Annotated in this window: 27 protein-coding genes and 1 tRNA gene; 18 read left to right on the forward strand and 10 right to left on the reverse strand. The window is 58.1% G+C overall.

From position 1 onward, the window contains the following. Positions 1–210: 210 nt before the first annotated feature. The 5 genes from RXV86_RS02600 (at position 211) to RXV86_RS02620 (ending at position 4,890) form a co-directional block, all read left to right on the forward strand. Entirely contained in the window at positions 211–384 is a 174-nt protein-coding gene (locus tag RXV86_RS02600) for a ParB N-terminal domain-containing protein (RefSeq protein WP_316298422.1), read from the forward strand. Then, positions 381–1,481, forward strand: a complete 1,101-nt coding sequence (locus tag RXV86_RS02605) for a DNA modification methylase (protein WP_316297232.1) — start codon at positions 381–383, stop codon at positions 1,479–1,481. The genes RXV86_RS02600 and RXV86_RS02605 overlap by 4 nt, the downstream gene beginning before the upstream one ends. After that, positions 1,478–2,188 (forward strand): DUF5681 domain-containing protein, encoded by a 711-nt coding sequence (locus RXV86_RS02610; protein WP_316297233.1) that lies wholly within the window; start codon positions 1,478–1,480, stop codon positions 2,186–2,188. The genes RXV86_RS02605 and RXV86_RS02610 overlap by 4 nt, the downstream gene beginning before the upstream one ends. Positions 2,189–2,600: 412 nt before the next feature. Further along, positions 2,601–4,241 carry a hypothetical protein gene (locus tag RXV86_RS02615; RefSeq protein WP_316297234.1) on the forward strand — a complete coding sequence of 547 codons (1,641 nt, stop codon included), beginning with the start codon at positions 2,601–2,603 and terminating at the stop codon, positions 4,239–4,241. Continuing rightward, entirely contained in the window at positions 4,228–4,890 is a 663-nt protein-coding gene (locus RXV86_RS02620; protein WP_316297235.1) for a hypothetical protein, read from the forward strand. The genes RXV86_RS02615 and RXV86_RS02620 overlap by 14 nt, the downstream gene beginning before the upstream one ends. Positions 4,891–5,179: 289 nt before the next feature. Here RXV86_RS02620 and RXV86_RS02625 read toward each other — a convergent pair whose 3' ends face one another. Beyond that, on the reverse strand, positions 5,180–5,509 hold the full coding sequence (locus tag RXV86_RS02625) for a multidrug efflux SMR transporter (RefSeq protein WP_316297236.1): 330 nt from the start codon (positions 5,507–5,509) through the stop codon (positions 5,180–5,182). 431 nt (positions 5,510–5,940) lie between these two features. On the opposite strand from RXV86_RS02625, the gene RXV86_RS02630 reads away from it, so the two are divergent. The 3 genes from RXV86_RS02630 to RXV86_RS02640 all read left to right on the forward strand — a co-directional run bounded on the left by RXV86_RS02630 (position 5,941) and on the right by RXV86_RS02640 (position 7,775). Further along, the gene (locus RXV86_RS02630; RefSeq protein ID WP_316297237.1) at positions 5,941–6,219 is read left to right on the forward strand and encodes a 2TM domain-containing protein; all 279 of its coding nucleotides are present in this window, start codon (positions 5,941–5,943) and stop codon (positions 6,217–6,219) included. A gap of 95 nt (positions 6,220–6,314) precedes the next feature. After that, positions 6,315–7,121 carry a nitroreductase family protein gene (locus RXV86_RS02635; RefSeq protein ID WP_316297238.1) on the forward strand — a complete coding sequence of 269 codons (807 nt, stop codon included), beginning with the start codon at positions 6,315–6,317 and terminating at the stop codon, positions 7,119–7,121. 144 nt (positions 7,122–7,265) lie between these two features. Beyond that, a complete protein-coding gene (locus tag RXV86_RS02640; RefSeq protein ID WP_316297239.1) occupies positions 7,266–7,775 on the forward strand; it encodes a hypothetical protein in 510 nt (169 codons plus the stop codon). 503 nt (positions 7,776–8,278) lie between these two features. Here the strand turns inward: RXV86_RS02640 and RXV86_RS02645 are convergent. The 4 genes from RXV86_RS02645 to RXV86_RS02660 all read right to left on the reverse strand — a co-directional run bounded on the left by RXV86_RS02645 (position 8,279) and on the right by RXV86_RS02660 (position 12,540). Further along, entirely contained in the window at positions 8,279–9,373 is a 1,095-nt protein-coding gene (locus tag RXV86_RS02645; protein WP_316297240.1) for an isocitrate/isopropylmalate family dehydrogenase, read from the reverse strand. A gap of 18 nt (positions 9,374–9,391) precedes the next feature. After that, on the reverse strand, positions 9,392–10,408 hold the full coding sequence (locus RXV86_RS02650; protein WP_316297242.1) for a Gfo/Idh/MocA family oxidoreductase: 1,017 nt from the start codon (positions 10,406–10,408) through the stop codon (positions 9,392–9,394). Next, positions 10,405–11,397, reverse strand: coding sequence for an SMP-30/gluconolactonase/LRE family protein (locus RXV86_RS02655; protein WP_316297243.1), 993 nt, complete (start codon positions 11,395–11,397; stop codon positions 10,405–10,407). The genes RXV86_RS02650 and RXV86_RS02655 overlap by 4 nt, the downstream gene beginning before the upstream one ends. Positions 11,398–11,655: 258 nt before the next feature. Further along, positions 11,656–12,540, reverse strand: a complete 885-nt coding sequence (locus RXV86_RS02660) for a redoxin domain-containing protein (protein ID WP_316297245.1) — start codon at positions 12,538–12,540, stop codon at positions 11,656–11,658. A 118-nt stretch (positions 12,541–12,658) separates the two neighbouring features. On the opposite strand from RXV86_RS02660, the gene RXV86_RS02665 reads away from it, so the two are divergent. The 7 genes from RXV86_RS02665 (at position 12,659) to RXV86_RS02695 (ending at position 19,056) form a co-directional block, all read left to right on the forward strand. Next, on the forward strand, positions 12,659–13,210 hold the full coding sequence (locus RXV86_RS02665; RefSeq protein WP_316297247.1) for a DUF302 domain-containing protein: 552 nt from the start codon (positions 12,659–12,661) through the stop codon (positions 13,208–13,210). 52 nt (positions 13,211–13,262) lie between these two features. Then, positions 13,263–14,882, forward strand: coding sequence for a tetrathionate reductase family octaheme c-type cytochrome (locus RXV86_RS02670; RefSeq protein ID WP_316297249.1), 1,620 nt, complete (start codon positions 13,263–13,265; stop codon positions 14,880–14,882). 3 nt (positions 14,883–14,885) lie between these two features. Further along, complete coding sequence (locus RXV86_RS02675) at positions 14,886–15,482, forward strand: cytochrome b/b6 domain-containing protein (protein WP_316297250.1); 597 nt, start codon at positions 14,886–14,888, stop codon at positions 15,480–15,482. Between the two features lie 342 nt (positions 15,483–15,824). Then, positions 15,825–16,457, forward strand: a complete 633-nt coding sequence (locus tag RXV86_RS02680; RefSeq protein ID WP_316297252.1) for a tyrosine-type recombinase/integrase — start codon at positions 15,825–15,827, stop codon at positions 16,455–16,457. Between the two features lie 193 nt (positions 16,458–16,650). Further along, positions 16,651–16,920 (forward strand): DUF3489 domain-containing protein, encoded by a 270-nt coding sequence (locus tag RXV86_RS02685; protein WP_316297254.1) that lies wholly within the window; start codon positions 16,651–16,653, stop codon positions 16,918–16,920. Beyond that, complete coding sequence (locus RXV86_RS02690) at positions 16,917–17,372, forward strand: DUF2924 domain-containing protein (protein WP_316297256.1); 456 nt, start codon at positions 16,917–16,919, stop codon at positions 17,370–17,372. Before RXV86_RS02685 ends, RXV86_RS02690 begins: the two co-directional genes overlap by 4 nt. A gap of 175 nt (positions 17,373–17,547) precedes the next feature. After that, entirely contained in the window at positions 17,548–19,056 is a 1,509-nt protein-coding gene (locus RXV86_RS02695; protein WP_316297257.1) for a recombinase family protein, read from the forward strand. 186 nt (positions 19,057–19,242) lie between these two features. On the opposite strand, the gene RXV86_RS02700 is transcribed toward RXV86_RS02695, so the two are convergent. Further along, a tRNA-Tyr gene (locus RXV86_RS02700) sits at positions 19,243–19,326 on the reverse strand. 91 nt (positions 19,327–19,417) lie between these two features. Here RXV86_RS02700 and rlmB point away from each other — a divergent pair. The 3 genes from rlmB (at position 19,418) to RXV86_RS02715 (ending at position 21,418) form a co-directional block, all read left to right on the forward strand. Next, the gene (rlmB, locus tag RXV86_RS02705; RefSeq protein ID WP_316298424.1) at positions 19,418–20,200 is read left to right on the forward strand and encodes a 23S rRNA (guanosine(2251)-2'-O)-methyltransferase RlmB; all 783 of its coding nucleotides are present in this window, start codon (positions 19,418–19,420) and stop codon (positions 20,198–20,200) included. A gap of 95 nt (positions 20,201–20,295) precedes the next feature. Continuing rightward, positions 20,296–20,763, forward strand: a complete 468-nt coding sequence (locus RXV86_RS02710) for a YHS domain-containing (seleno)protein (RefSeq protein ID WP_316297259.1) — start codon at positions 20,296–20,298, stop codon at positions 20,761–20,763. A 181-nt stretch (positions 20,764–20,944) separates the two neighbouring features. Further along, positions 20,945–21,418: a CoA-binding protein gene (locus RXV86_RS02715; protein WP_316297260.1), complete on the forward strand. Its 474-nt coding sequence runs from the start codon at positions 20,945–20,947 to the stop codon at positions 21,416–21,418. 188 nt (positions 21,419–21,606) lie between these two features. Here the strand turns inward: RXV86_RS02715 and RXV86_RS02720 are convergent, their stop codons facing one another. The 4 genes from RXV86_RS02720 to RXV86_RS02735 form a co-directional block, all read right to left on the reverse strand. Beyond that, positions 21,607–21,918, reverse strand: a complete 312-nt coding sequence (locus RXV86_RS02720; RefSeq protein WP_316297262.1) for a phosphoribosyl-ATP diphosphatase — start codon at positions 21,916–21,918, stop codon at positions 21,607–21,609. Continuing rightward, a complete protein-coding gene (gene hisF / locus RXV86_RS02725; protein ID WP_316297264.1) occupies positions 21,918–22,697 on the reverse strand; it encodes an imidazole glycerol phosphate synthase subunit HisF in 780 nt (259 codons plus the stop codon). Before hisF ends, RXV86_RS02720 begins: the two co-directional genes overlap by 1 nt. A 75-nt stretch (positions 22,698–22,772) precedes the next feature. Continuing rightward, the gene (locus tag RXV86_RS02730; protein ID WP_316297266.1) at positions 22,773–23,114 is read right to left on the reverse strand and encodes a hypothetical protein; all 342 of its coding nucleotides are present in this window, start codon (positions 23,112–23,114) and stop codon (positions 22,773–22,775) included. Between the two features lie 74 nt (positions 23,115–23,188). After that, complete coding sequence (locus tag RXV86_RS02735; protein ID WP_316297268.1) at positions 23,189–23,524, reverse strand: hypothetical protein; 336 nt, start codon at positions 23,522–23,524, stop codon at positions 23,189–23,191. Positions 23,525–23,531 lie beyond the last annotated feature (7 nt).

The following is a 23,531-nucleotide window of genomic DNA, read 5'->3' on the forward strand; positions in this document are numbered from 1 at the left end:
GCCTTGCGCTTGTTTGGAAAAACTGTCGGGACAAGCCGCCGCCGATGAGGCCGTAGCGCCCCGAAGTTGCCGATACGAGCGTCGCCCCGAATGCGTGAGGCGACCCGAACTCACCACAAAATGGAACCGCCGAGGGCGCAGCGTCTGGTTGCAGGAGCTCTTGGCGAAGCAAAGGACGAACGTATGACGTACCAAGTCTAATATATCGCGATCCGTGATCTCAAGCCCTGGGACCGGAATGCCCGGACCCATTCGAAGAAACAGGTCCGCCAGATTGCGGACAGTATCGAGAGTTTCGGGTTCACCAACCCGGTGCTGATTGATGAGCATCGAACAATCCCTGCCGGGCATGGCCGGGTGGAGGGGCAAAGCTTCTGGGCATGACCGAGGTGCCATGCCTGCGGCTGGACTATATGAGCGAGGACGAGAAACGGGCATACGTGCTGGCGGACAACAAACTGGCGCTGAATGTCGGCTGGGACGAGGACCTGTTGGCAGCCGAACTCGGGGCGCTGATGTCGGCCGATCTCGAGTTTGACGTCTCGGTGACTGGGTTCTCTATCCCCGAGATCGATGGATTGATGGACGCGGTGGCACCGGAAGACCCGGGAGATCCCGAAGACGACGTGGTTCCGGACCTGGCGCTGGCGCGGGTGCAGCCTGGTGGTATCTGGCAGCTGGGCCGGCATCGCCTGGTTTGCGGCGATGCGCTGGACGCGGATGTGATTGTCGCCCTGATGGAAGATGCTGAGGCCCGGATGGTGTTTAGCGATCCGCCCTACAATGTGGCGATCGACGGCCATGTCGGTAACTCGGGCAAGATCCAGCACCGTGAGTTTACCATGGCCTCGGGCGAGATGAGCCGACAGGAGTTCACCACCTTCCTGGGAACCGCGTTCCGCAACCTCGCTGATCACAGCACCGATGGCTCAATCCACTTCATCTGCATGGGTTGGTGGCACATGTCAGAGATGCTGGCGGCTGGGCAGGGCGTCTATGACGGGATGAAGAACCTGAATGTCTGGGCCAAGGACAATAGCGGAATGGGAACGTTTTATCGCTCACGCCGCGAGCTGACCTTCGTGTTCAGGAAGGGCAGGGCGCCGCATCTCAACAATTTCGAACTCGGTCAGCTTGGGCGTTACCGCACCAACGTCTGGGAGTATCGCGGGGCCAGCAGTCGCCACGGTAATCGCATGGAAGAACTGGCACTGCACCCGACAGTGAAGCCGGTGCAAATGATCGCGGGTGCCATCCGGGATGTGTCTGCCCGCGGTGACATTGTGCTCGGTATCTTCGGTGGCTCCGGTTCAACGCTGATCGCCGCTGAGAAGACCGGGCGGCGTGGGTACCTCTGTGAGCTTGACCCGATCTATTGCGATCGCATTCTGGCGCGGTGGGAAAGCTTCGCGAAGGACGAGGCCGAGCAGTTGGTCTGCTGTTGGCCGCAAGAGGTTCAAGTGCAGGAGGCCGAGAAATGAGCGAGAGCGACAAGAAGACCAGCAGAGCTCTGGTCGCCAGGCCCGGCTATGAGGTCGGTTACAGCAAGCCCCCAGCACACAGCCGGTTCAAGCCCGGCCAGTCTGGCAATCCCTGCGGCCGCCCCAAGGGTGCAAAGAACAAGCGGCCGGCGCTGAATGAGGAACGTCTCAAGGACATCATTCTGGATGAGGCCTATCGCGAGATCTCGGTGCGTGACGGCAACCGGAATGCCACCGTGCCGATGGCACAGGCGGTGATCCGCGCGATGTCGGTGAAGGCCGCCAAGGGAGATCATCGTTCGCAGCGTTTCTTTGCCGAGCTACTGGCATCAACCGAAAGAGCCAACCGAACCCTGCATGACCAGTGGCTCAACACGGCGATGGACTACAAGATCGAATGGGAGCGGGAGTTGCGGCGGCGCGAGGCCCTGGGGATCACCGACTTGCCGGAACCCTTGCCGCATCCTGACCACGTCAAGATCGACTTCAGGGCCGGGACTGCCTGCATCATGGGACCGATGTCGCCGGAAGAAAAAGCCGAATGGGATGATCTGGCGCGGACCAAGCAGGTTCTTGAAGAAAAAATCGGTGACCTGACCGAGGTTCTGGCGGCCGAGGAAGACGAAGATGAGCGCGCGGACATCCAGCGGCACATCCGACTTGGTCAGGAAAGCCTGGATCTCATCAAAAAGGTCATTCCGGATTGATATCTGGGAGATTGTGCAGAAACAGAAGGCGGCGGTTCCTTAGACCTCCGCCTTCAGTGTGATCTACAGTATGATGTGGTCGTTGGGCGCGAGCTTTTGGAAACAAACAAAGGCGGCTTTTGCCCCAAACCGGTCATTTGAAAATGTTGCAGCGAAAGCCCGGTTTGAGCCCATAGTTCAGGATGCTGCGGAACACATGAATTAGTAAGATTGGCGGACTGCGGACATTCTCTGCAGGTGCAAAATAAGCCTACGCAAAAATGGAAGGCAGCCATTTAGGCCGAAGAACGTCGCCCTGAGGTCCATGGCCGTTGCTATTGGTTTTCCAACCGCATTGACGCAGATCATAACTGCCCCGCATTGGGTACCTTAGGTTTAATGCCGATCATGGCGCATAGAAAGGCTCGACTACATGTCGCGTATTATCGGATTCGTCTTATTCCTGATCTCATTCGGCGCCCCTGCTGCAGTGGCACAGCAACAGATATCCGCTGGAGACTTTGGCGGTGCCTGTATTGGGCCGGAGCGAACATGCAACGAAGGTGTTTGCGGACCCTTAGTGCTTTGTGTGTCCTGCGGGTTGGCGGGCCAACCGGTCTGCATCGGCTCGAACGGCCGCCCCTATTGTACCTTTCCGACCTACGGCTATCGCCCGATGGAAATTGGTGGGCGCCTTCAGTATTGTCTGACCGTCGATACCGAAGATTGCGGCCAGATTGGCCTGCCCGCCTGCGACAACGGTGATGCGCCATTTTGCCGCCAGGGTGTCCCGATGCAAGTGATGGGGCGCGGCACCTTTTGTCAGGCTTGTGGCGATTTTGGGCAAGCCTGTTGCCCGGACACAGCCTACCCCTGTGATTATGGGACCTGCCAGAACAACATCTGTCTGCCGGACACCAATGGCCGAGGGCAAGTCGGCGCGCTTTCACCCACATCGCGAGGCAGTCAACCAAGTCCGGCTGAGATTCGTTCGGCGTTGGACGACTGCCGACTGGCCGATGCGCGTGCCTTGCTGGCCGCTTTGCCAAACGAATCCCCCGAATTTGACGATCTGGCCGCTAGCGTCTCCCGCGCCATTCGACGTGAAAACGATGTACGCATTCTTTATGACGATGCTCAAGCCAAGGTGTCTGAGGCCCGTGTACACCTTCAGGCTGACCGCATCGAAGAGGCCGCCTTGGCCTTTGCATTGACGGAAAACCTTCTGAAAGAAGCGCAGCGTACGTCCACTTGCCCGCTGACCATCGCGACGATAGAGGAGGCAATTGCGATTAACAGCCGCAATGGGGCCAAAACCTTTGCTGCGATTGATTTGCGGCTCGCCGCCGACCACATCAGCTTTTGCAACTTCGATCAGGCTGGAGACCTGCTTGAGGCCTTGCCAACAAATGAACCAGGCAAGGCCGCCTTGCAGGCACAGTTAGACGCAGCACTGGACCGCGAAAGCCGTGTGATCGAGATGTATCGTGCTGCGCAAAATCTAAATTCTCTTGGAAAGACACGCATGACCGACAATGATTTTGCGGGCGCTGCCGACCTCTTTGCCGAGGCCCGCGAAGGGTTTCTCAAGGCGCGGCAACTGACCGAATGCCTCGAACACCGTGAAGTCATAACCGAAGCAATCGCCGTCACAGGGCGCAATCTGGACAGAGCGCAGACCAGATCGAATTCGACAGATTTTAGTCTTCCTGATCGCTACACGCCAGCGACAGATGTACCCAAATCTCGTGCCGATCCGACGCTCGTCGACAACCACCCCTGCCTAGATCCGTCAGCTAAGCGTGACGCTTATGTGAAGGGCTATTCTGGAATGGGCGGCGGTGGAAGCTCCTTTGATCTTAAGGGGCGATTCATCTGCGGCTTCAATGGCAGTTTCACGATGCTATCGGACGGTATGTTGATCGGCTATGTCTGCACGAGAGACGGACAGAGGTACAGCAGTTGCGAGGTGGATTGGGCCGAAACTATCAGCTCGGAGGGGGCCGTACATGACGGATACGTCTACCGCTACCGCGATAATTCAAGCTGGATCGTGGTGCATGCGGATGACTAAGGCTTTAGCGCTGGCGGCGTTTCTGATAGCAGCTGCGCCCGTTGCACGGGCGGAAATCTGCGCCTATCTTGGAGCCACCGAAAATTTCAACCAGATTGATTATTGCGTCAGTTCGATGCTCACGTCTCAGGGCAGTAGTACATATGGGCCGGACAATCTGTTCGACTTCAGCGACGCGAGCGCGTGGTGCGAAGGCGTACGCGGCCCGGGTATCGGAGAATTGGTTTCGCTGCGCATCGACAATGGCGGTCCGTTCCGGCGGTTCCTGATAGAAAACGGCTACGGGAAGTCCAGCGATACGTTTACGCGCAACGCCCGCCCCCGAACTATCGAGATTCGCACAAATACTGGGGTGCGATTCCGGCATGTACTTGAAGACACGAGCTTCGAACAAATGGTGTTTCTTCCCCGGCCCGATACCTACGAAACGCTGCAAATCCGTGTCATCGATGCTTATCCTGGCACCCTCTACCAAGATTTGTGCATCAGTACGATCCTCGTAGATTTCGACTATGAAAAATACTTGGAATACAAGGAAGATACGGTCCCGTCCGCCGCGGCCCCTCCAACCGTTGATCACAACTCTTCGCCCGATCCGACCCTACCCGCGCCGGCAATTGAAGATCTACCGGCCCTGCCATCGCTGTGATCTTGGCTGTCAACTAAGCGTTTGATGACAACCTATTAAACGGTGACGTCCTGTGTCCCGTCTGGTTGGATGAACTAACGGCTGGTTTGGTGAGGCTCCGCCGCAGCACCAAGACATCTGACGGAGGTCAGCAATGGGCCGCGAGCGACGCCAAAGCCCAGGGTGCGCGCGAGGATGCCGCTGCACCGCCGCATGTCGGCTTCGAGCCCATTATGCCAAATTCTGAACCAATCATGCCTAACCACACAAGGCGGCTTTTGCCAAGTAACATACCTCCGAGCCACGAGACCTAACCACTCGCTGACGATGACAAGGCATTTAGCACAATCACTCCAGCAAGGATCAGACCAATCCCGAGATAGGCAAACCCATCAAGCGTCTGGCCGAATGCAATAGCACCCAAAAGCGTAACGCCTGCAATTCCACCCCCGGCCCAGACCGAATAAGCAATCCCAACCGGCATGGATCGAACCACAAGTGACATAACGTAGAAGGCCACTCCAAAGCAGATGAGCGTTAAGCCCGAATAGCTTAGCTTGGTGAACCCGTCCGAAAGCTTGAGCGTCGCAGTTGCGAGAATTTCAACTGCGATTCCAAATGATAACAGTATCCAGTGCATGGGCATTCCTCCTAAAGGCGCACGACACTGACCTCTTGCGACCAGATATGTCATAGGTCGCGAGCACATTTGATCCATGTCAGTTATTCGACGTGTTGATTGACCGCGGTCGCGTAAAGCCGTGTTTTCGAGTGCTGATCTAAACCTCTGTTTATCGGATAGCAGGTGCGCAGTTTCCAAACATTGAGTTGTATCAAGAACCCGTCGGGTCCTTTCACAGGTCAGGTGCATCTGGCTGTGAAAACCGTCACCAAACTAGCAAAGTTACCGTCCATTGGCGTCATGGCAGGCGTGTCGTTTATCCCTGTTTCGCTGGTGATTCACAAAGTGCTGAAGCGGCGGCAGAAATGCCATTTCATTGATCTCCCTCATAGTGAGAGAAAGCCGCGACGATGTACAATTCGTTGGATTTTTCAAGAAAGGAATAAGTTATGCAACGAACTGACGCATACGCGGCGGCCAAAAGGCGCGCCGAAGCCAAATACGGATTTTTCGTTCACATCGCGGTTTACGCAGTTGTCATGCTTCTGCTTCTGGTCATCAACCTTCTGACGGCACCAAACACCCTCTGGTTCATTTGGCCGCTGATCGGTTGGGGGCTGGCCGTGGCCCTGCACGGGTTGCGGGTTTTCGCGCTGTCCGACAGGAACGCGATCATCGAAGCCATGACCGAACGTGAATTGCGCGATCACAAACCAAGCGACGCCTGAGTTTCGATCACGGTTTCAAACCCGTTGGTTGACGGCTCTTGCGAAGGCAACGCCGCCTCGTGATGGAACACGCGAACAAGGATTGGAGGAATACCATGTCTGGAACCCCAAATGCCCTGAGTGAAATGAAGAACCTCGACCATGTCGTGGTTACGAAAGACGAACGCCCGAACCCATCCTTCAAGCAAAGCGCCCTACCCGGCTTCAAGAAAACGGTGCAGGGACGGCGCGCCATCCGGATCTTTGACGGCGAGCCGCTTCCCGAGGAGGTGATGCGCGATTGCCTGCGCGACGCAACGCTCGCCCCCAGTTCTTCGAACCTGCAATGTTACGAGCTCTACTGGGTGCGCGACGACGAGAAGAAAAAGCAGATGGCGGCGCTCTGCCTTGGTCAGCCGGGGGCCGAAACCGCGGGGGACATCGTCGTTGTCGTCTCGCGCGTGGACGACTGGAAATCGCACCATGCGAAACTGACCAGGATCATGACCGATGACGGCAAGAAGCCGATGAAAGGTCCGGTTCTGGACTACTATGAAAACGTGGTCCCGATGCTGATGAAAACGGATCGCTGGGGCTTCAACAACCTCAAACGCCGGTTGATGTTCTGGTACCGGCGCAGAACCGAGCCAACACCGAACGGGCCGGTACGGCGCGCCGACCACCGCGTCTATGGCACGCTGCAGGCCAGCTTGGCGGCGGAAAACCTGATGCTGTCGATTGCGGCCCATGGCTATGAATCCTGTCCGATGGGCGGGATCGACAAACGCGGCATTGGCGCGCTTCTGGGCCTTCCCGAAACCGCCGAAGTCGTCATGGTGATTGGCGTGGGCACCGGCAAGCCCGAGGGCCTGTTCAGTGCGCGCGTTCGCCTGCCATTCCACGATCTGGTCAAGGAAGTGTAAGGCACGTTTCCATTGGGGGCACTCCGACCTTCAAACGGAACGCCCCACGTTTGCAATCGCGCCCGGCGAGGTGATTCTGGCATAGATTTGTCTTGCGCTCCACCGTGATCGGTCACGTAACGCTCGAAACAGGAGAATGGCAGTATGCCTCGGATATTCTGGTTCATCTTCACTGCAATGCTGGCATCCTGGCTGGCCATGAACCTCTGGACGGTGCCACAGATCGAGGCGCTGTCCGGCGGATTGCGCCTGCTCGACATGCGGTTTACAGGCTATTCGTTTGATGAGGCGCAAACCTTCCTGGCCGCGATCGGTGACAAGGGTGCGGGCTTGTATCTTGGCACGCAGTTTTGGCTGGACATGATCTTCCCGCCGCTCCTGGGCGCGGTTCTCTTCCTCTCCTACCGTTGGCTGTTCCCCGGCTGGCCCGGGTTGATCATCGGCTCCGTGTCGCTGATTTATGTCGCGGTCGATTACCTTGAGAATTTCGCGATTGCCGTGATGTTGCGCACCGGTGCCGAAAACCTGACGGTCGAAATGGTGGCCGCGGCCAACCAATGGACCATACTCAAGTGGAGCTTTGCACTGGTCGGGCTCGTGATCCTAATTGTTGGACTTCTCCTAGTCGTGCGTCGGCGCAGGTTCTCGGACTGATTTGGCGATCCAGAAGGTGACAGAATTTTGAGAATGTTTAGTGAAACAAGCGGTGCTACAAATTGCGACATGAAGATAGGCTTCTTTGAACTGATCTGCACCATACGAGCCAGGCGCCAAAAAGTCGGTTTTGTCCTGCATTGCCGACCGCGGACAACGGGTCGATATCGCAGGTGCAGCGAATGGCCGGTTCGGTGAAGCTGCACTGCGGCGTGACCCGACACGATGAATGGCTCGTAAGGGCCGGAAGCGCCAATTGAGCGTCGATGGTCGAGCGGCAGATTTGTCCCGCTTAGCTGACGTTAGTGATGTGTGCGGCTAACGGCTGCTATGCAGGACATTTCTGCCGTTCGCTAAACATAGGCAATGCGTGCTCCCGCAGGGGTGATATCGACAAGATCGCCGATTAGTCGAGACTGCGGCAAATTACCAAACGGAACTGGTTCGAGCGAAAATGCAAAGACACAGCCTAGTTTTGCCTGATTGGCGCATCACTTGTTGCCTCAACTACCTGTGCCTGCCAACAGCGATAGGATTTCATTTGTGACCGCTCGTGTTCCCATGTCACCGCAAAATTCCATCGGGCGCAGGCGGTTGGCCGCAAAGCCTTCCTCGACACCGCGGTCCAGAATTGTGGCCGCGTCGTCATAGCGTCCATCCCCCGATATCTCGGCTAGATATTCCAGCATCAACACACCCGAGAGGATGGCGGCCAGAGGATTGGCCTTATCGCGTCCCATGATGTCCGGTGCGCTGCCGTGTGCGGGTTGGAACAGCCCGGTGGCATCACCGATTTCCGCGCAGGCGGCCATGCCCATGCCGCCAACCAGCCCTCCGGCCAGATCAGAGAGGATGTCGCCAAACATATTTTCCATGACCATGACATCAAAGTCCCATGGGTTTCGGATCAGGTTCAACGCCTGCGCATCAACATAATTGTAACCTGTTTCCACTTCTGGGTATTCCGGCGCGACCTCATCATAGATTTTGCGGAAGAACGCCATCGACTGGAACACATTGGCTTTGTCGACACAGGTCAGCCGCCCGGGCTTGCCGTGTGCCTTTCGCTTTTCGGCCAGCCGGAACCCGAAGTGCATCAGCTTTTCCGTCGTTGTGCGGGTGATGCGCAACGTGTCGCGCACCTCGTCGTCGCCTATGATCTGGCTGCGTCCGTGGACGGCGGCGGAATAGAATAGCCCCTCGGTCGATTCCCGCAGGATTATCATGTCGATATTGGCCGCGCGCGGATCGGCTAGCCGTTGCGGTGCGTTGGGGTAGGCTTTGACCGGGCGAACCCCTGCGTACAGCCCGTAAATGTCGCGCAACCTCAGATGCGGACTTATCTCGGTGCCATCGGCGTGGCGCACGGCGGGCAGCCCAATGGCACCGAGAAAGATCGCATCGGCTTTGCCTGCCCGATCTTCACCGCCGGGTTCGATATCACTCCCGGTTTCCTTGAAGTAACCGGCACCCGCCGGGATATCGTCATAGGTCAGCTCAGGCGCACCGGCAGCTTTGACGGCCACGTTAACAACGGCAACCGTTGCATCCGCCACTTCGACGCCGATCCCGTCGCCCTTTATCAGCGCTATTTTCATTGGTTCGGGCCCAATCCTCTATAAGTCGATCCAACTGCCGGTCTCAGCCGAGGAATAGATCGCGTTTTCCTGTTCGATCACCGGAAGATAGTCCCCGGCGAGGTTTTCCAATGCGCTCCCATCTAGCAGGGCACGCGCAACGTGGTTCTGCAATTCGTAGACGCAATCACCGCCGAACCCTGCATGCGTGCTGGGTGCCAGAATTTCTCGTTTTTCCCGCTCGCCAAAGAACCGCAGATGCACCGAACCGTCGCCCCTGAGATCAATCGTGCCCTTGGTGCCTTCGATCAACGCCTCGCCCATCGTGCAGCGCGCGTTCTCGGCCGCGTGATCCAGCAAGCGGTTGCCATCAAACAAGGCGCGGGCGCCGTTTTTGTAAGAAAACAATATGAATCCGGCATCCTCGCCCTTGATGGTGGGATTAATCCTGCGCAGATCGGCAAAGACCGCCTGAGGTTCTCCGATCAGGAAGCGGAAGGTGTCAACCCAATGCACCGCAGTCTCGTGAATGAGGAATTTCTCCATTTGCTGAAAATAGGGTTGGCGGTCCAGATAGGCACGGTCGCCCTGGCCGTCACCCGGGCGCAGGCGGAAGCTGAGTTGCAGAACGTCGCCGATGGCACCCGCCTCAAGCTGGGCCTTGATCACCCGATACCATGGCTGGAACCGGAAGTTTTCGTGCACCACGACGGGAATTCCGGCCTCATGCGACAGTTGCTCTGCCTCGCGTGCTTCCTCGATACCGAGGCAAAAGGGTTTCTGACATATGACCAGCATTGGGCCAGCGGCAAGCGCCTGACGGATAAGTGCTAAGTGGGTCGGCGGCGGGGTGATGATGTCGACGATATCGGGCATCACCTCGGCCAGCATCCTGCCCGGATCGTCATAGGCGGCCAGACCCGTGGCGCGGGCTGCTGCAATATCCCGGTCGACCGAAGCCGCCAGGACTACGCCATCGACCCGAGACCAGGCGTCATAGTGAAAGCGGCTGAAATACCCGGCCCCGATGCAACCGACTTTCAATAGCTCGGTCACGTTGGCACCTTGAAGTTTTCGATCCGCGAAGACGCAAGCCAATCCCAGTGATAGGGCCGGAGACCCGGGATGTCGGATCGGAATGTGGCGATTTCCCTGCCCAGCAGACATCCCAAGTATACGGTTTTCAGGTCGTCGCCACCAAAAGCAGCACTGGAGATATTCTTGAGCTTTGAGCCGAAGGTCTTGGCCAGGTGCGGACGTCCCATCTCGCCCGCGTGATAGGCTGTCTCGACACGCTCGAGCGCATCCGGCGCGGCATCCTGCAGTATGATCTGTTGCTGGCCGTCGCGACCGACGCGAATGACCCGGTTGCTGACGATGGAGGTGATCCAGATGCCTCCGTCCGCATCGAAAGTCAGCCCGTCCGGATAGGTCCCATGCCCGAATTCGGCCACCACTGTTTTGTTCGTCGACGATCCCTTCTTACCGAGATCAAAACGCGTCAGTCGCCGGGCAAAGGTTTCGTTCACGTACAGCTGCCCGGTTTCCGGGTGGATCAGGCATTCGTTGGTGTAGCCAAGCCCGTCCGCCACGATACGTGCGTCTAATCCGTCTATTAGTACAACGAACCCATCGTCGCAATCGGCGCGGTACCCAAGAGCGCGTGGTTTTCGCCGTGTGCTGACCGTGACCCAGATGCGCCCGTCTCCATCGACATGCACGTAGTTGGTTGGCGGCAGCGGCAATCCACCGACGTCACGCAGAACCGGTGTCAGGGTTCCATCCGGATCGAGCCGGTAAACGCCGCCATCATCCTCACCAAGATGCGCAAGCAACCAACCGCCATCAGGCAGAATGGCAATCCCGTTGGGTTTGGGTTTGAACGTCCCGGCCGCCAGCACGCTATGCTGTCTCCCATCCGGAAAGATCAGTGTCACGCCCCCGCGCCAATCTGCGACATGTAGAACCTGGTCAGAGGTGCATAGCACACATTCAGGGCGATGCAGGTCGGTTCCAACGAAATCGATTTGATCGAATGTGATCATGCGCCTGCAGCCGTTGAGGTCAGTGATTGCGCCACTTTGCTTTGGCTCACGATCTGCGACAAGCCCAAATTTTATCACCTCAAGCTAGGGTTTGGAGCGGCCATTCGCTGCGCTTGCCATTGATGGCGGCCAAGCGGACGTCGCTGCCATCTGTAGACAATTGATCAACTGTGGCTTCCGGTCCAAAGTAGAATTTAGCGGAATCAGAATTGAACGGCCTCTTTATACATCTTGGAAACGCGATCTGTACTGGGAACCCTAATCTGTATTTCTGATCAATGAGAGATACGCTTTCCAGTTTTCCACTGGTCCGAAACTGGCAAACACGACCCTCCCATCGCCATTGAGAACAAATGTCGTCGGGAAAACCCGCGCCATAGCGCGGTCCTCTATTTCGCTGCCATCGGCTAGACGGAAAACGGTGTCGTCAGGATCTTGATGCCCGGAGTCGTGCAGCGGTAAAGTGAGATTCTGCTGCGTCAACCACCGTTTAGAACGGCTCAGTGGTTCGCGGGTTTGCAAAAGTATGAAGAGGACATTCTTTTCATCCGCAAGGCTCTTGCTAAGAGCGGCGATACCGGGAAGTTCCGCTTTGCAGGGCGGGCACCAGCTCCCCCAAAAATGCAAGAACACGGTTTTGCCCCGGAGGTCGGAAAGCTTGATTTGCCGCCCCTCGGCCGAGTGAAACACGATATCGGGAAACACAGAGCCGCGATGAACGCCGGTGTCGGGCGCGGTTTCCTCTGGGTCAGCCGCAAGCCGCCACGAGGTGTTCCACGCTTCCAGATCAAGAACGACCCTGTCATTGACCGCGTAGATGTGGCAGGGCTGTTCGGTATGCTGGCGACACAAGCTTATGGCGTGCTTTTCGGCGAACTCCATCGTTGGGCTGTCGGACGCCCAACCCCAGGCACCTCCGGGCGCAATTGCAAAGGCACGGTCGGGAACGGCCTGCTGATACTCGGCGAAGGCGTTCTGCGCTGCTGAGGGAAGAACCTTGTCCGATGCCGGATCCGCCACGGCTTGTAGACCGGTGATCAGCGTTAGACCGATCATCGCCGCCAGCCGGTATGGCAAAGACGCAGAACTCATAGGCTGTAGCATTTCAGCACCAGTCATCTGAGACATCGCCTGCTTTGTCATATATCAAATCCCGAATATTTTGAATCATTAATATACAGCGAGAGAACAAAGCCGCAATGCTGCAATACAGGCGGCGCGACGGGTGCGGCGAGCATCCGTTCCTTTGATGGAGAGTGAAATGCTGAAGATCATTACTGGATTTGTTGCCGGTCTGGTGCTTTTTGCCGGTCTTGGTTGGCAATATGGCGGAAGCCTTATGGTCAAAGAATATCCGAGCCCGTATGGGCTGGAAGAGACCGTCGCACGCATCCAGCACAATATTGAGGCGACAGGGAAAGGTTGGACCTTGTCCGGTCTCCGTAGCCCCTCAAACGCCATCCGCAAGCTAGGGGCGACAGTGCCCAATGTCTTGTTGGTTGAGGCTTGCAGCACCGACTATTCGAAACCGATTATCAAGGCGCGTGAGACGCGTATTCTTTCAATCCTGATGCCATGTACCATCACCGTGTACGAGGATGATGAAGGCGAGGTTTTCATCGGCATGCTGAACACCGCGTTAATGGGGCGGCTGTTCGGCGCCGAGGTGACGGCGATAATGAAGAATGTCGCCGCCGACCAAGCGCAGTTTATCAACTTCGATCCGAATAAACCGACACCGAAAATCATTCCGCCGGCGAATTCGGGGGCCCCAAAATCGGGGGCAGGTATTCAGGAACTTGGCGGCTGCTGACATCGACGCCGCGCGGCCCGACCCGAACGGAGAGGGCGAAGAGGACAGAAACATGAAACGTAACATTGCAATTTCTAGGCTCTGCGCATTCGCGGCCTGGCTTCTGGCCGCTACAGCGCTGATTGGAGCTGCGGCAGGTGTCACGGCCCAAGAGGTGACACAGAGTAAGATTTCGACGGCTGATCACTCAAAATTTGCGGAGCTGGAAGGCCCGTTCGCCACCGGCCCCGACGTCACCAAGATTTGTCTTAGTTGCCACACCGAGGCGGCCTCGCAAATTCACCAAACCAAGCACTGGAACTGGGACGTTGTGAACCCGGCATCGGGTGAGCGTCTGGGTAAGCGCAATGTCATCAACAATTTTTGCGGATCGATCGTCTCGAACGAGCCGCGCTGCACCAGTTGCCACATCGGTTACGGCTGGAAGGATGACACTTTCGACTTTGCAGCACAGGAGAACGTCGATTGCCTGGTCTGCCACGACCAGACCGGCAAGTACCGAAAATTCCCCGCAGGCGCCGGGCATCCGGTCTATGAGCCGAAGGAATGGCCCGGTGGTAGTGGACGCTTTATCGAACCGGTCAGCCTTGCCGAAGTGGCTAAGAACGTCGGCCCCACCTCGCGGCGGACCTGTGGCACCTGCCACTTCCTTGGTGGCGGTGGCAATGCCGTCAAACACGGCGACCTGGATATGTCCTTGCTAGAACCGGGGAAATATCTCGACGTGCACATGAGCCCGGACAGGCTCGATTTTACCTGTTCAAAGTGCCACGGCGGCGACAATCACCTTGTGCAGGGCAGCCGCTATACAACGAATGCCAAAGACTTGTCCGGCATCGACATTCCAGGCCGAACCGATGGTAGCCGGGCGACCTGTGAATCCTGCCACGGTCTGACACCGCATTCGGCGTCGGCCAATGCCAAGCTCAACGACCACACTGACGTTCTGGCCTGTCAGACCTGCCATATTCCGGCTTTTGCCAGAGGTGGTTATCCCACCAAGATGTGGTGGGACTGGTCGACTGCTGGTGAAACCACGCCAGAAGGCAAGCCAGTCAAGCGTCACGACGAAGACGGGCTCGAAATCTACAGCGGCATGAAGGGTGATTTTGCCTGGGGTGACCATGTTGTACCGGAATACCGTTGGTTCGACGGCACGGTCGACTACACCCTGTTCGGTGATCAAGTGACCGGGGATGAGCTTGTCGAGATCAATGACTATGGCGGGAAGCCGGGTGATGACAAATCGCGCATCTGGCCGTTCAAGGTCATGCGCGGCAAACAGGCCTATGATGTGGGCAACCAGACTCTTGCTGTTGTGCATACTTTCGGCAAAGACGACACCGCGTTCTGGACCAACTACGACTGGGACAAGGCGGTTGAAGCTGGCATGAAAGCCGCCGGAGCGGAGTACAGCGGCGAGTTGGGTTTTGTTGAAACGGAAATGGCCTGGCCCATCAGCCATATGACAGCGCCGAAAGAAGATGCTCTTGAATGCGAGGCCTGTCACAGCGCCAAGAGCCGTCTGGCCAGCGTGCCGGGCCTCTATATTCCGGGCTTTAGCCGGTTCGGCATGCTCGACACGATTGCCTGGATCGTGGCGGCCCTGACGCTGGCCGGTGTACTTGGACATGGCGCGCTGCGCTACTGGATGAGCCGCAAGGAGGGCTGATCAATGCAACGGATTTATATCTTCAAACGCTTCGAGCGCTTCTGGCATTGGTCGCAGGCGGCTCTGATAACTACCATGGGTGTAACCGGGTTCGAGGTGCACGGTACCTACCGTTGGCTTGGCTATGAAACCGCGCAGGAGGTGCACACCACCGCTGCCTGGGCGCTGATCACACTATGGGTATTTGCCATCTTCTGGCATTTCACCACTGGTGAATGGAAGCAGTATGTTCCGACGACAGACAAGCTGGCGGCAATGCTGCGCTATTACCTGACCGGCATCTTCAGCCACGCGCCGCACCCGTTCCGACAGACCCAGCTGCAAAAGCACAATCCGCTACAGCGGCTGGCGTATCTCTTCGTCAAGTTGCTAATCAATCCGCTGATTTGGATCTCGGGGTTGTTCTATCTCTACTATCCGCAGTGGGGGGCTTGGGGACTTGACTGGATACCGCTGGCCTCGGTGGCCTTTGTCCATCTTGTGACAGCTTTCCTGATGGTTATCTTCTTCATCGTGCATGTCTACTTCGCCACTACCGGCCATACTCCTGTAGCTCATATCAAGGCGATGATTACCGGATATGAAGAGGTTGAAGAATAGTCCAGAAAGGTAAGGTGGGACTTAGATTCGTTCTCTGGAGGAAATCTTTGCCGGAACCACATTGTGTTGCCACGGAAAACGTCATTGCCCGTAGCAACTCGCTGACCCGCCAGTTCGCCAATCTGGCCATATGTTTAGCCCGTTGCGAATGACCATTCACCGCCCTTCGCAACGGATGCTACGCAGCAGAAATCGACTGGTTTGGGCTCGTTCCGGCCGTTCGCTGCGTTTGAGGTGAAGGTCTGGGTCACCGAAGGAACCAGCCATTTGATCAATTGGTAGAATGCGTCGGTTGACGCGGTGTCGATGCCTGGAGCGGGAGGGACGGATGGTGGACGATCGATGTCCAAAATTCAACTTCCTGCCCTCAAACCAAAACGTCCGGCCTGGAACAAAGGCCGACTGATCGGCCAGAAACGCCCGCTTCTTGCCAAACAGGTCTGGGCCATCCGCGCCCGGCTGGAACTTGTGGGCAATCTCAGGGACCTGGCGCTCTTTAATCTTGCGATCGATAGCAAGCTGCGAGGTTGTGACCTCGTTCGTCTCAAAGTCACTGATCTCGTTGTCGGTGACCGAGTTCGCGAACGCGTGACTGTTGTCCAAAGCAAGACGCAAAGGCCGGTTCAATTCGAAGTGTCGGAGAACACCCGCGACTCCATCCGGAATTGGATGTGTCGCCCCGAGATGCTTGGATGTTTCTTCCTGTTCCCAAGCCGGTTCCACCAACGACCACACATCTCAACCCGGCAGTATGCGCGTCTGGTCCGGGACTGGGTGGCCACGATTGGTCTGGATCCAAGCGGCTACGGGACGCATTCTCTGAGGCGCACCAAGGCGGCGCTGATCTACCGCAAGACGGGCAATCTGCGCGCTGTTCAGCTCTTGCTTGGCCATACCAAGGTGGACAGTACGGTGCGATACCTAGGCGTTGAGTTGGAAGACGCACTGAGCATTGCGGAACGGATCGATATTTGAGGATCAGGCGGGCGGCAGCCGCCGCCCACCATTCCTCGCGTTTGATTGTCGGTTGGTTGTCGGTCTTCTGCTGGACTTCCGGGCAAGGGTGAGCGTCACTGACGTCGTTGAACGAATTGAGTCTCCCGCCCGGAATGCCGGGCATTGGTCAGTACGGGGCGCGAGAATGCCCCGCGACCAGAAGGAGATCTAGATGACCGATCAACCCACAGAGAACCTTACTTCCGATCCCGCTAAGCACAGATCGGCGAGGTCAGCTCCCAAGCCCAAGACCGAAATGCTGCGCAAACTCTTGGCGCGCCGCACCGGGGCAACAGTTGTGCAGATCCAAAAGCAGTTGGGCTGGCAGCCGCATACGATACGCGCGGCGATCTCGCGACTGCGGTCGTCAGGCGTACCTGTCGAGCTTGACCGGTCGGGCAGGGTGGCCCGCTACCGTATTATGCCCGGGGAAGGCCAATGACGTCGACCGTGACCGCCCCCGACATCTGCCGACTAGCAGAAGCCGACGCCGCAACGCTGCGCCAGATCTGGCAGGAGACCAAGGGCACCGCGCCGCCCAAAACCTTTACCGCGCGACTGATGCGGCTGGCGCTGGCTTGGGATGCGCAGGCTGCCCTTTCGGGTGGTGAACCGGCCGGAACGCGTCGCGCGTGGAGCCGGGTCATCCGGGCCCGGATTGACTCGCGTTCCCCGAAAAGCCGCGGGGGTGCCGTGCCAGCAACGGTTGGTGATGGCACCCGCATCTTGAAGGACTGGGGCGGGAAGATGCATGAAGTGGTGATCACAGCGGATTGCGGTGCTACTTGGAACGGCCAGAGTTACTCCTCGCTGTCGGCGGTGGCGAGGGCGATGACCGGGACCAACCGCAACGGGCCCAAGTTCTTTGGTTTGCGCGAGGTCGCAATGCAATGATCCGCCAACGCTGCGCCATCTACACCCGCAAGTCGACCGAGGAGGGGCTGGAGCAGGACTTCAACTCGCTGCATGCGCAGCGGGAAGCCTGTCGGCCTATATCCTCAGCCAAAAGCATGAGGGCTGGGCAGAGCTCTCTGATCGCTATGACGATGGCGGGTTCTCCGGCGGATCCATGGACCGACCCGGACTCACACAATTGCTCAACGATGTGGAGGCGGGCCGTGTCGACGTCATCGTTGTCTACAAGGTGGACCGCCTGACCCGGTCGCTGACGGATTTTGCCAAGATGGTCGATCTCTTCGACGGGGCAGGGGTGTCGTTCGTGTCGGTCACCCAAGCCTTCAATACGACATCGTCTATGGGTCGCCTGACCTTAAACGTCCTATTGTCATTCGCCCAGTTCGAGCGCGAGGTGACGGCTGAGCGTATCCGGGACAAGGTTGCATCTTCCAAACGTAAGGGGATGTGGATGGGGGGTGCGGTGCCAATGGGGTACGACGTCAACGACAAAGCCTTGATTGCTAGCCCGGTTGAGGCCGAAGCGATCCGCACCATATTTGCCGAGTATCTGGCGGTCGGATCGGTACGCGAACTGTCCGACAGGCTCGACGCGCTCGGTATCGTCAGCAAACGCCGAACCGACCGGTACGGGCGCAGGACGGGTGGTACGTCCTTCTCGCGCGGTGCGCTCTACAACATCCTGCGTAACCCCATCTACATCGGGAAGACCCGTCATAAGGATGAGCTCTATGATGGGTTACATGAGGCCATCATCGACGATGCTACCTGGCAGCAGGTGCAGGAACTGCTTGCAAACCACGGTGGCAAGAAGATCGCAACGTCCCGACGGTCGGCTCGGCGCCTGCTGGATGGGCTGCTCTTTGATTCCGTAGGCCGTCCAATGCGCACGACCTACGCCATCAAGTCGACGCGCTCGGGCGGAACAGCCCAATCGCAGCGGTACTGGTATTACACGTCAAAGCCATCCGGCTCAGACGACCAAGACAGTATCGATCGACTTCCCGCCGGAGAAGTTGAGCGGCTGGTTCTGCGTGGGCTCAAGAACCACCTGGACGATCAGTCATGGCTGACCCGGCAGATCAGATTGGCAGCCGATTTGGATCCGTCTTCGATTACCAAGATCCTCCGGGCGGCGGATTCTCTGAGAAACCAGATTGCAGATGAGGGTGAACACCCAGATGAACAGCATCTCTCCGGCTTGGTTGATCGCATTGATTTATCAAAGGGACAGTTTTGTGTTCGGTTGGATCTAGGTGCGTTACTGCCAACTGAGAAAGCGAAGCTACCGATCCATGCCGCCTTCGAGGTCCAGTTCCAGAAGCGCCAGACCGGACGGGCGAGGCCGATCATCATTGCGCCGCCCGATGCACCTCAGCCGGATCAGGGCCTTATCAACCTTGTAGCTGATGCGAGACGGTGGTCGGCCGACCTTCTTGACGGAACGTCCAGCACCATCCGCCAGATCGAAGACTGCGAAGGGCTCCGAAGTGGATCGGTCAGTCGCATCCTGCCACTTGCCTGGCTAGCACCGGATATCTCAACGGCCATTCTCGAAGGCCGTCAGCCACAACATCTTACAGCAAAGAAGTTGCGTAGCCTTCGAGAACTACCGCCGGACTGGCATGAACAGCGCAAGATTCTGGGCTTTCCGCATCAATAGAGCATCCAGGCCTGCCCCAAGACCTCACGCGCGAATGCCCCGCTGAGACTTCTCTCAATATCGCGGAGAAATGGCCTTGAACAGAGACGAAATGTGAGGTCTCTGCTGCCGCTACCCCTCGTAACTCACGGAAAGTTAAACACTATCCAGAGAAGGTGTGTCCGGTATGGTTTTGTGGAGACTGAGTGGTGGGCGACCCTGGAATCGAACCAGGCGTGCGTCTCCGCGAGGGAGTTACAGTCCCCTGCCACACCTTGCGGCCTGTCGCCCACTGAGGGGGGTGATTACTGTGGGTTCCCGGGGTCGTCAACAGGAAAATCTCGTGATATTGGCGCTAGATCAAAAGGGGCGCGGGATGGCCATGAAGAAACCAAGCTGGGTGATCGACAAGGAAAAGGCGCGGCGCAAGGCAGCGGATGAAACCGTGTGGCTGTTCGGGTTGCATGCGGTGCGCGATGCGTTGATGAACCCGGCCCGGAAAAAGCTGCGCCTGGTGGTGACCAAGAACGCTGCCGACAAGCTGGCGGATGCGATTGCTGTTGGCGGGATCAAACCGGAAATGTCCGATCCGCGCAGGTTTGCCGCGCCGCTTGACCCGCAATCGGTGCACCAGGGGGCGGCGCTGGAAGTGAAACCGCTGGATTGGGGGCGGATGAGCGATGTCTGCGCCGGCGTGCCGGGGCGGGTGCCGCTGGTGGTGATGCTGGACCGTGTCACTGATCCGCATAATGTCGGCGCGATCCTGCGCTCGGCCGAGGTGTTCGGAGCGCTGGCAGTGATTGCGCCAAGGCACCATTCGGCGCCGGAAACCGGGGCGCTGGCCAAGACCGCCAGCGGAGCGCTGGAGCGCCAGCCGTATTTCCGGGTGCGCAATCTGGCTCAGGCGATCGAGGAATTGCAGGCGATGGGTTACCTGGTGCTAGGGCTGGATGGCGAGGTTGACGAGAGCATCGAAGCGGCGCTTGAGGGGCAGCAGGAACAGCCGGTGGCGCTGGTCCTTGGGGCCGAGGGACCGGGGCTGCGGCAGAAAACCCGAGAGACTTGCGACAAGTTGGTGAAAATCCGCTTTGCCGGCGAATTCGGCTCGCTCAATGTATCGAATGCTGCGGCGATCGCGCTTTATGCGGCGGGACGGCGGGGCTGAAACAAAAGCGCACGGGCCTTCACAAACGCGTGGAAGAGGTTTTCTCGGCGCAAAGCCGCCGCCATTCTTTGGGCACAACCCAAGGAGAGGTGCCCATGCTGACACGACGTTCCCTGATTTTCACAACCGCCGCCGCGGTGACATTACCAATTGCCGGATTGGCCCTGCGCCCGGCCCGCGCGGGCACCGCGTCAGTGTTTAACACCGACGGTATCGCCATCAACGGTTTCGATCCGGTGGCATATTTCACGGAACGCACCCATGTGTCCGGGAACGAGACCGTTATTCAAGACTGGATGGGGGCCGTCTGGCGATTTTCCAGCGAGGAAAATCGCGATCTGTTTGCCGCTGATCCCGCGGCCTATGCGCCGCAATACGGCGGTTATTGCGCTTATGCGATGGCGAACGGCTACATTGCCAAGACCGACCCCGACGCATGGACGATCCACAGCGGCAAGCTTTACCTGAACTATGACCTGCGGGTGCGCGAGCTTTGGAGCCAGGACATCGAAGGGTTCGTCGCACGGGCCGATAAGAACTGGCCCGGCATTCTGAATGGCTGAAAGCCGCTGTTCACAAGTTCTTTACAACCCCTTCATATCGTCAAAATCAGCTCTACATAGAGTAGCGAAGGGCAGACACGGAACTCCTGCCCTTCCATTCACTGTCCCTCGTTCCGTGACTGGCGCCCGGGTTTTGCTCCGGGCGCTTTTTTTTGTGCAGTGGGACGGGTAAGGGTGGGGTATGAGCGAATCTTATACTGACAAGCATCTGCGCGATGTGCTGTCGCGGACCAGGACCATTGCAGTGGTCGGCGTGTCCATGAACGAAGTGCGGCCAAGCTATTACGTGGCGCGGTATTTGGGGCTGAAAGGCTACAAGGTGGTTCCCATAAATCCGGGCCATGCCGGCAAGATTCTGTTTGGCGAAACCGTGCGCGCCAGCTTGAGTGAGGTGGAGGGTAAGGTCGACATGGTCGATATCTTCCGCCGATCCGAGGCGGTGCCCCCGATTGTCGACGAGGCGCTGGAGGCGTTTCCAGAGTTGCAGACGATATGGATGCAGATTGGGGTGGAACATGCGGAGGCCGCCGAGGTGGCGCGGGCGCGGGGGGTGGACGTGATCATGAACCGCTGCCCCAAGATCGAATATCAGCGGCTTTTTGGTGAGCTACGCATGGGTGGCTTCAACACGGGCGTGATTTCCTCGAAATTGTGAAACCGATCAGAAAATGCTATCAGTGGGGGGAAGTCTCGAACCAATCTGCAAAAGCTGGGGAGGAAAGAATGCGGATTACCAAGTTTGTTCTGGCATGGGTTTTCGCGGCGGTTTCAATGGTCGCCGCCGGTTGTGCGCAGCAGGAAGAACCGGTGCCGTACGCCTACGACGGCTCGGATTGATCTGAGCTATTTTTGACGTCTGGCCTTTTCGGCAAGGCCGGATTGGTGTTGACGACGGGCGAGTTCACTCATCACGTCGCTGAGGGGTACGCCGCGCGATTTAAGCATCACGAGCAGGTGGAAGAGCACGTCTGCGGCTTCGGAGGTGAGGCCGGCTCGGTCGCTCTTGACCGCTTCGATGATGGCCTCGATGGCCTCTTCTCCAAACTTTTCGGCCACTTTTTCGGGACCTTTCGCCAGCAATTTGGCGGTCCAGCTTTCATCGGGCGAGGCGGCAGCGCGGGAGGCAACGATCTGTTCAAGTTCTTCGAGGGTCATCATTCGATCCTCATTGGTATGCCCGCGGCGGCCATGTGTTCCTTGGCCTCGCGGATGGTGTAATCGCCGAAATGGAAGATCGAGGCGGCCAGCACAGCCGAGGCGCCGCCTTTGGTGACGCCGTCAACCAGGTGGTCAAGCGTGCCGACCCCGCCCGAGGCGATCACCGGTACGTTCACCGCGTTGGAAATGGTGCGGGTCAGAGGCAAATTGAACCCGGCACGGGTGCCGTCTCGGTCCATCGAAGTGAGCAGGATTTCCCCGGCGCCTTTTTCGACCACCGTCTTGGCAAATTCGACCGCGTCGATGCCGGTAGGTTTGCGGCCGCCATGGGTAAAGATTTCCCAGCGGATGCCATTGCCGTCAGCATCGGTTTCCACGGTCTTGGCGTCGATGGCGACGACGATGCATTGGCTGCCGAACTGGTCGGCGGCCTCGGCCACGACGTCTGGGTTGGCGACGGCGGCAGAGTTGAAACTGACCTTGTCGGCGCCTGCGAGCAGGAGAGCACGGACATCCGCGGGTGTGCGCACGCCACCACCAACGGTGAGCGGGATGTAGCATTGCTCGGCGGTGCGCTGAACCACGTCGAACATGGTGGCGCGGTTTTCATGGGTTGCGGTGATATCGAGAAAGCAAAGCTCATCGGCACCTGCGGCATCATAGGCGCGGGCGGATTCGACAGGATCTCCGGCATCGACGAGATCGACGAAATTCACGCCCTTGACCACGCGGCCGTCGGCGACGTCGAGACAGGGGATGATACGGGTTTTCAACATATGAGCGCCCCAAGCGGTTGGTTGGCGCCTCTATGCCAAGAAACCGGTTGTTGGGCAATGACCAGAGTGGCGCGTTCACGCGGCGCGGCGGTTCTGCGTGCTTTCGATCAGGTAGGCGAGGATCGCAAGTGGGATGCCGGCGAGGATGTAAAGCTTGGCGGCAAGGGTGCTGATCGGGTTGAGGTTGTTGAAAAACGCAGCCATGCCGGTGCCGCCGATGCAGGCTTTGTGCGCCTTCATCAGGTGGCCGTCGCAGCCCAGCATCGGGATGATCACCAGCGCCACGCAGATCACCGCCACCCAGCCACCCCAAAAAAGCATCGCGCGGGGCAGGAGGTTTTTCAGGTCACGGGCGATGACGACGGCAACGATGGCGGGCATGCCGAAAAAGAAAGACAATAGCAGATCGCTGAGCATCGGGCTGCCTTGGGCTTGAAAAGGACTGCCCGCATTATGGCGCATAGGCGAGGGCCGTCAATCGTCGGGGCGTGCTAGGTCTTGTGACGCTCGCGGCGGATGATGACGGAGATGCCCGAGAGGATCAGCATCGCCGGGGTGATCGCCATGATGGCCAGAAGGTTGTAGAAATAGACTGAGACCAACCCGTTCGACATCGCCCCGAGAGCGGGGATCGAACACTGGGTCCACGGGGTATCACCGCCGCCCTCGCAGGTGAGGTCAGTGAGCGTCAGGCCCAGATTGATCACAAACATCACCAGCGGAAGGATTACCAACCAGCGCAGGGCGCCCTTGGCTGTACGGTTCACGGCCCAGGCGGCCGCCAGCGGCAGGGCCAGGAGCAGGATCATGATGGAGGTTTCGTTCATCCTGGCC

It is taken from the genome of Aliisedimentitalea sp. MJ-SS2 (genome assembly GCF_032586155.1).
In the GTDB taxonomy this organism is placed as follows: domain Bacteria; phylum Pseudomonadota; class Alphaproteobacteria; order Rhodobacterales; family Rhodobacteraceae; genus JAWHTC01.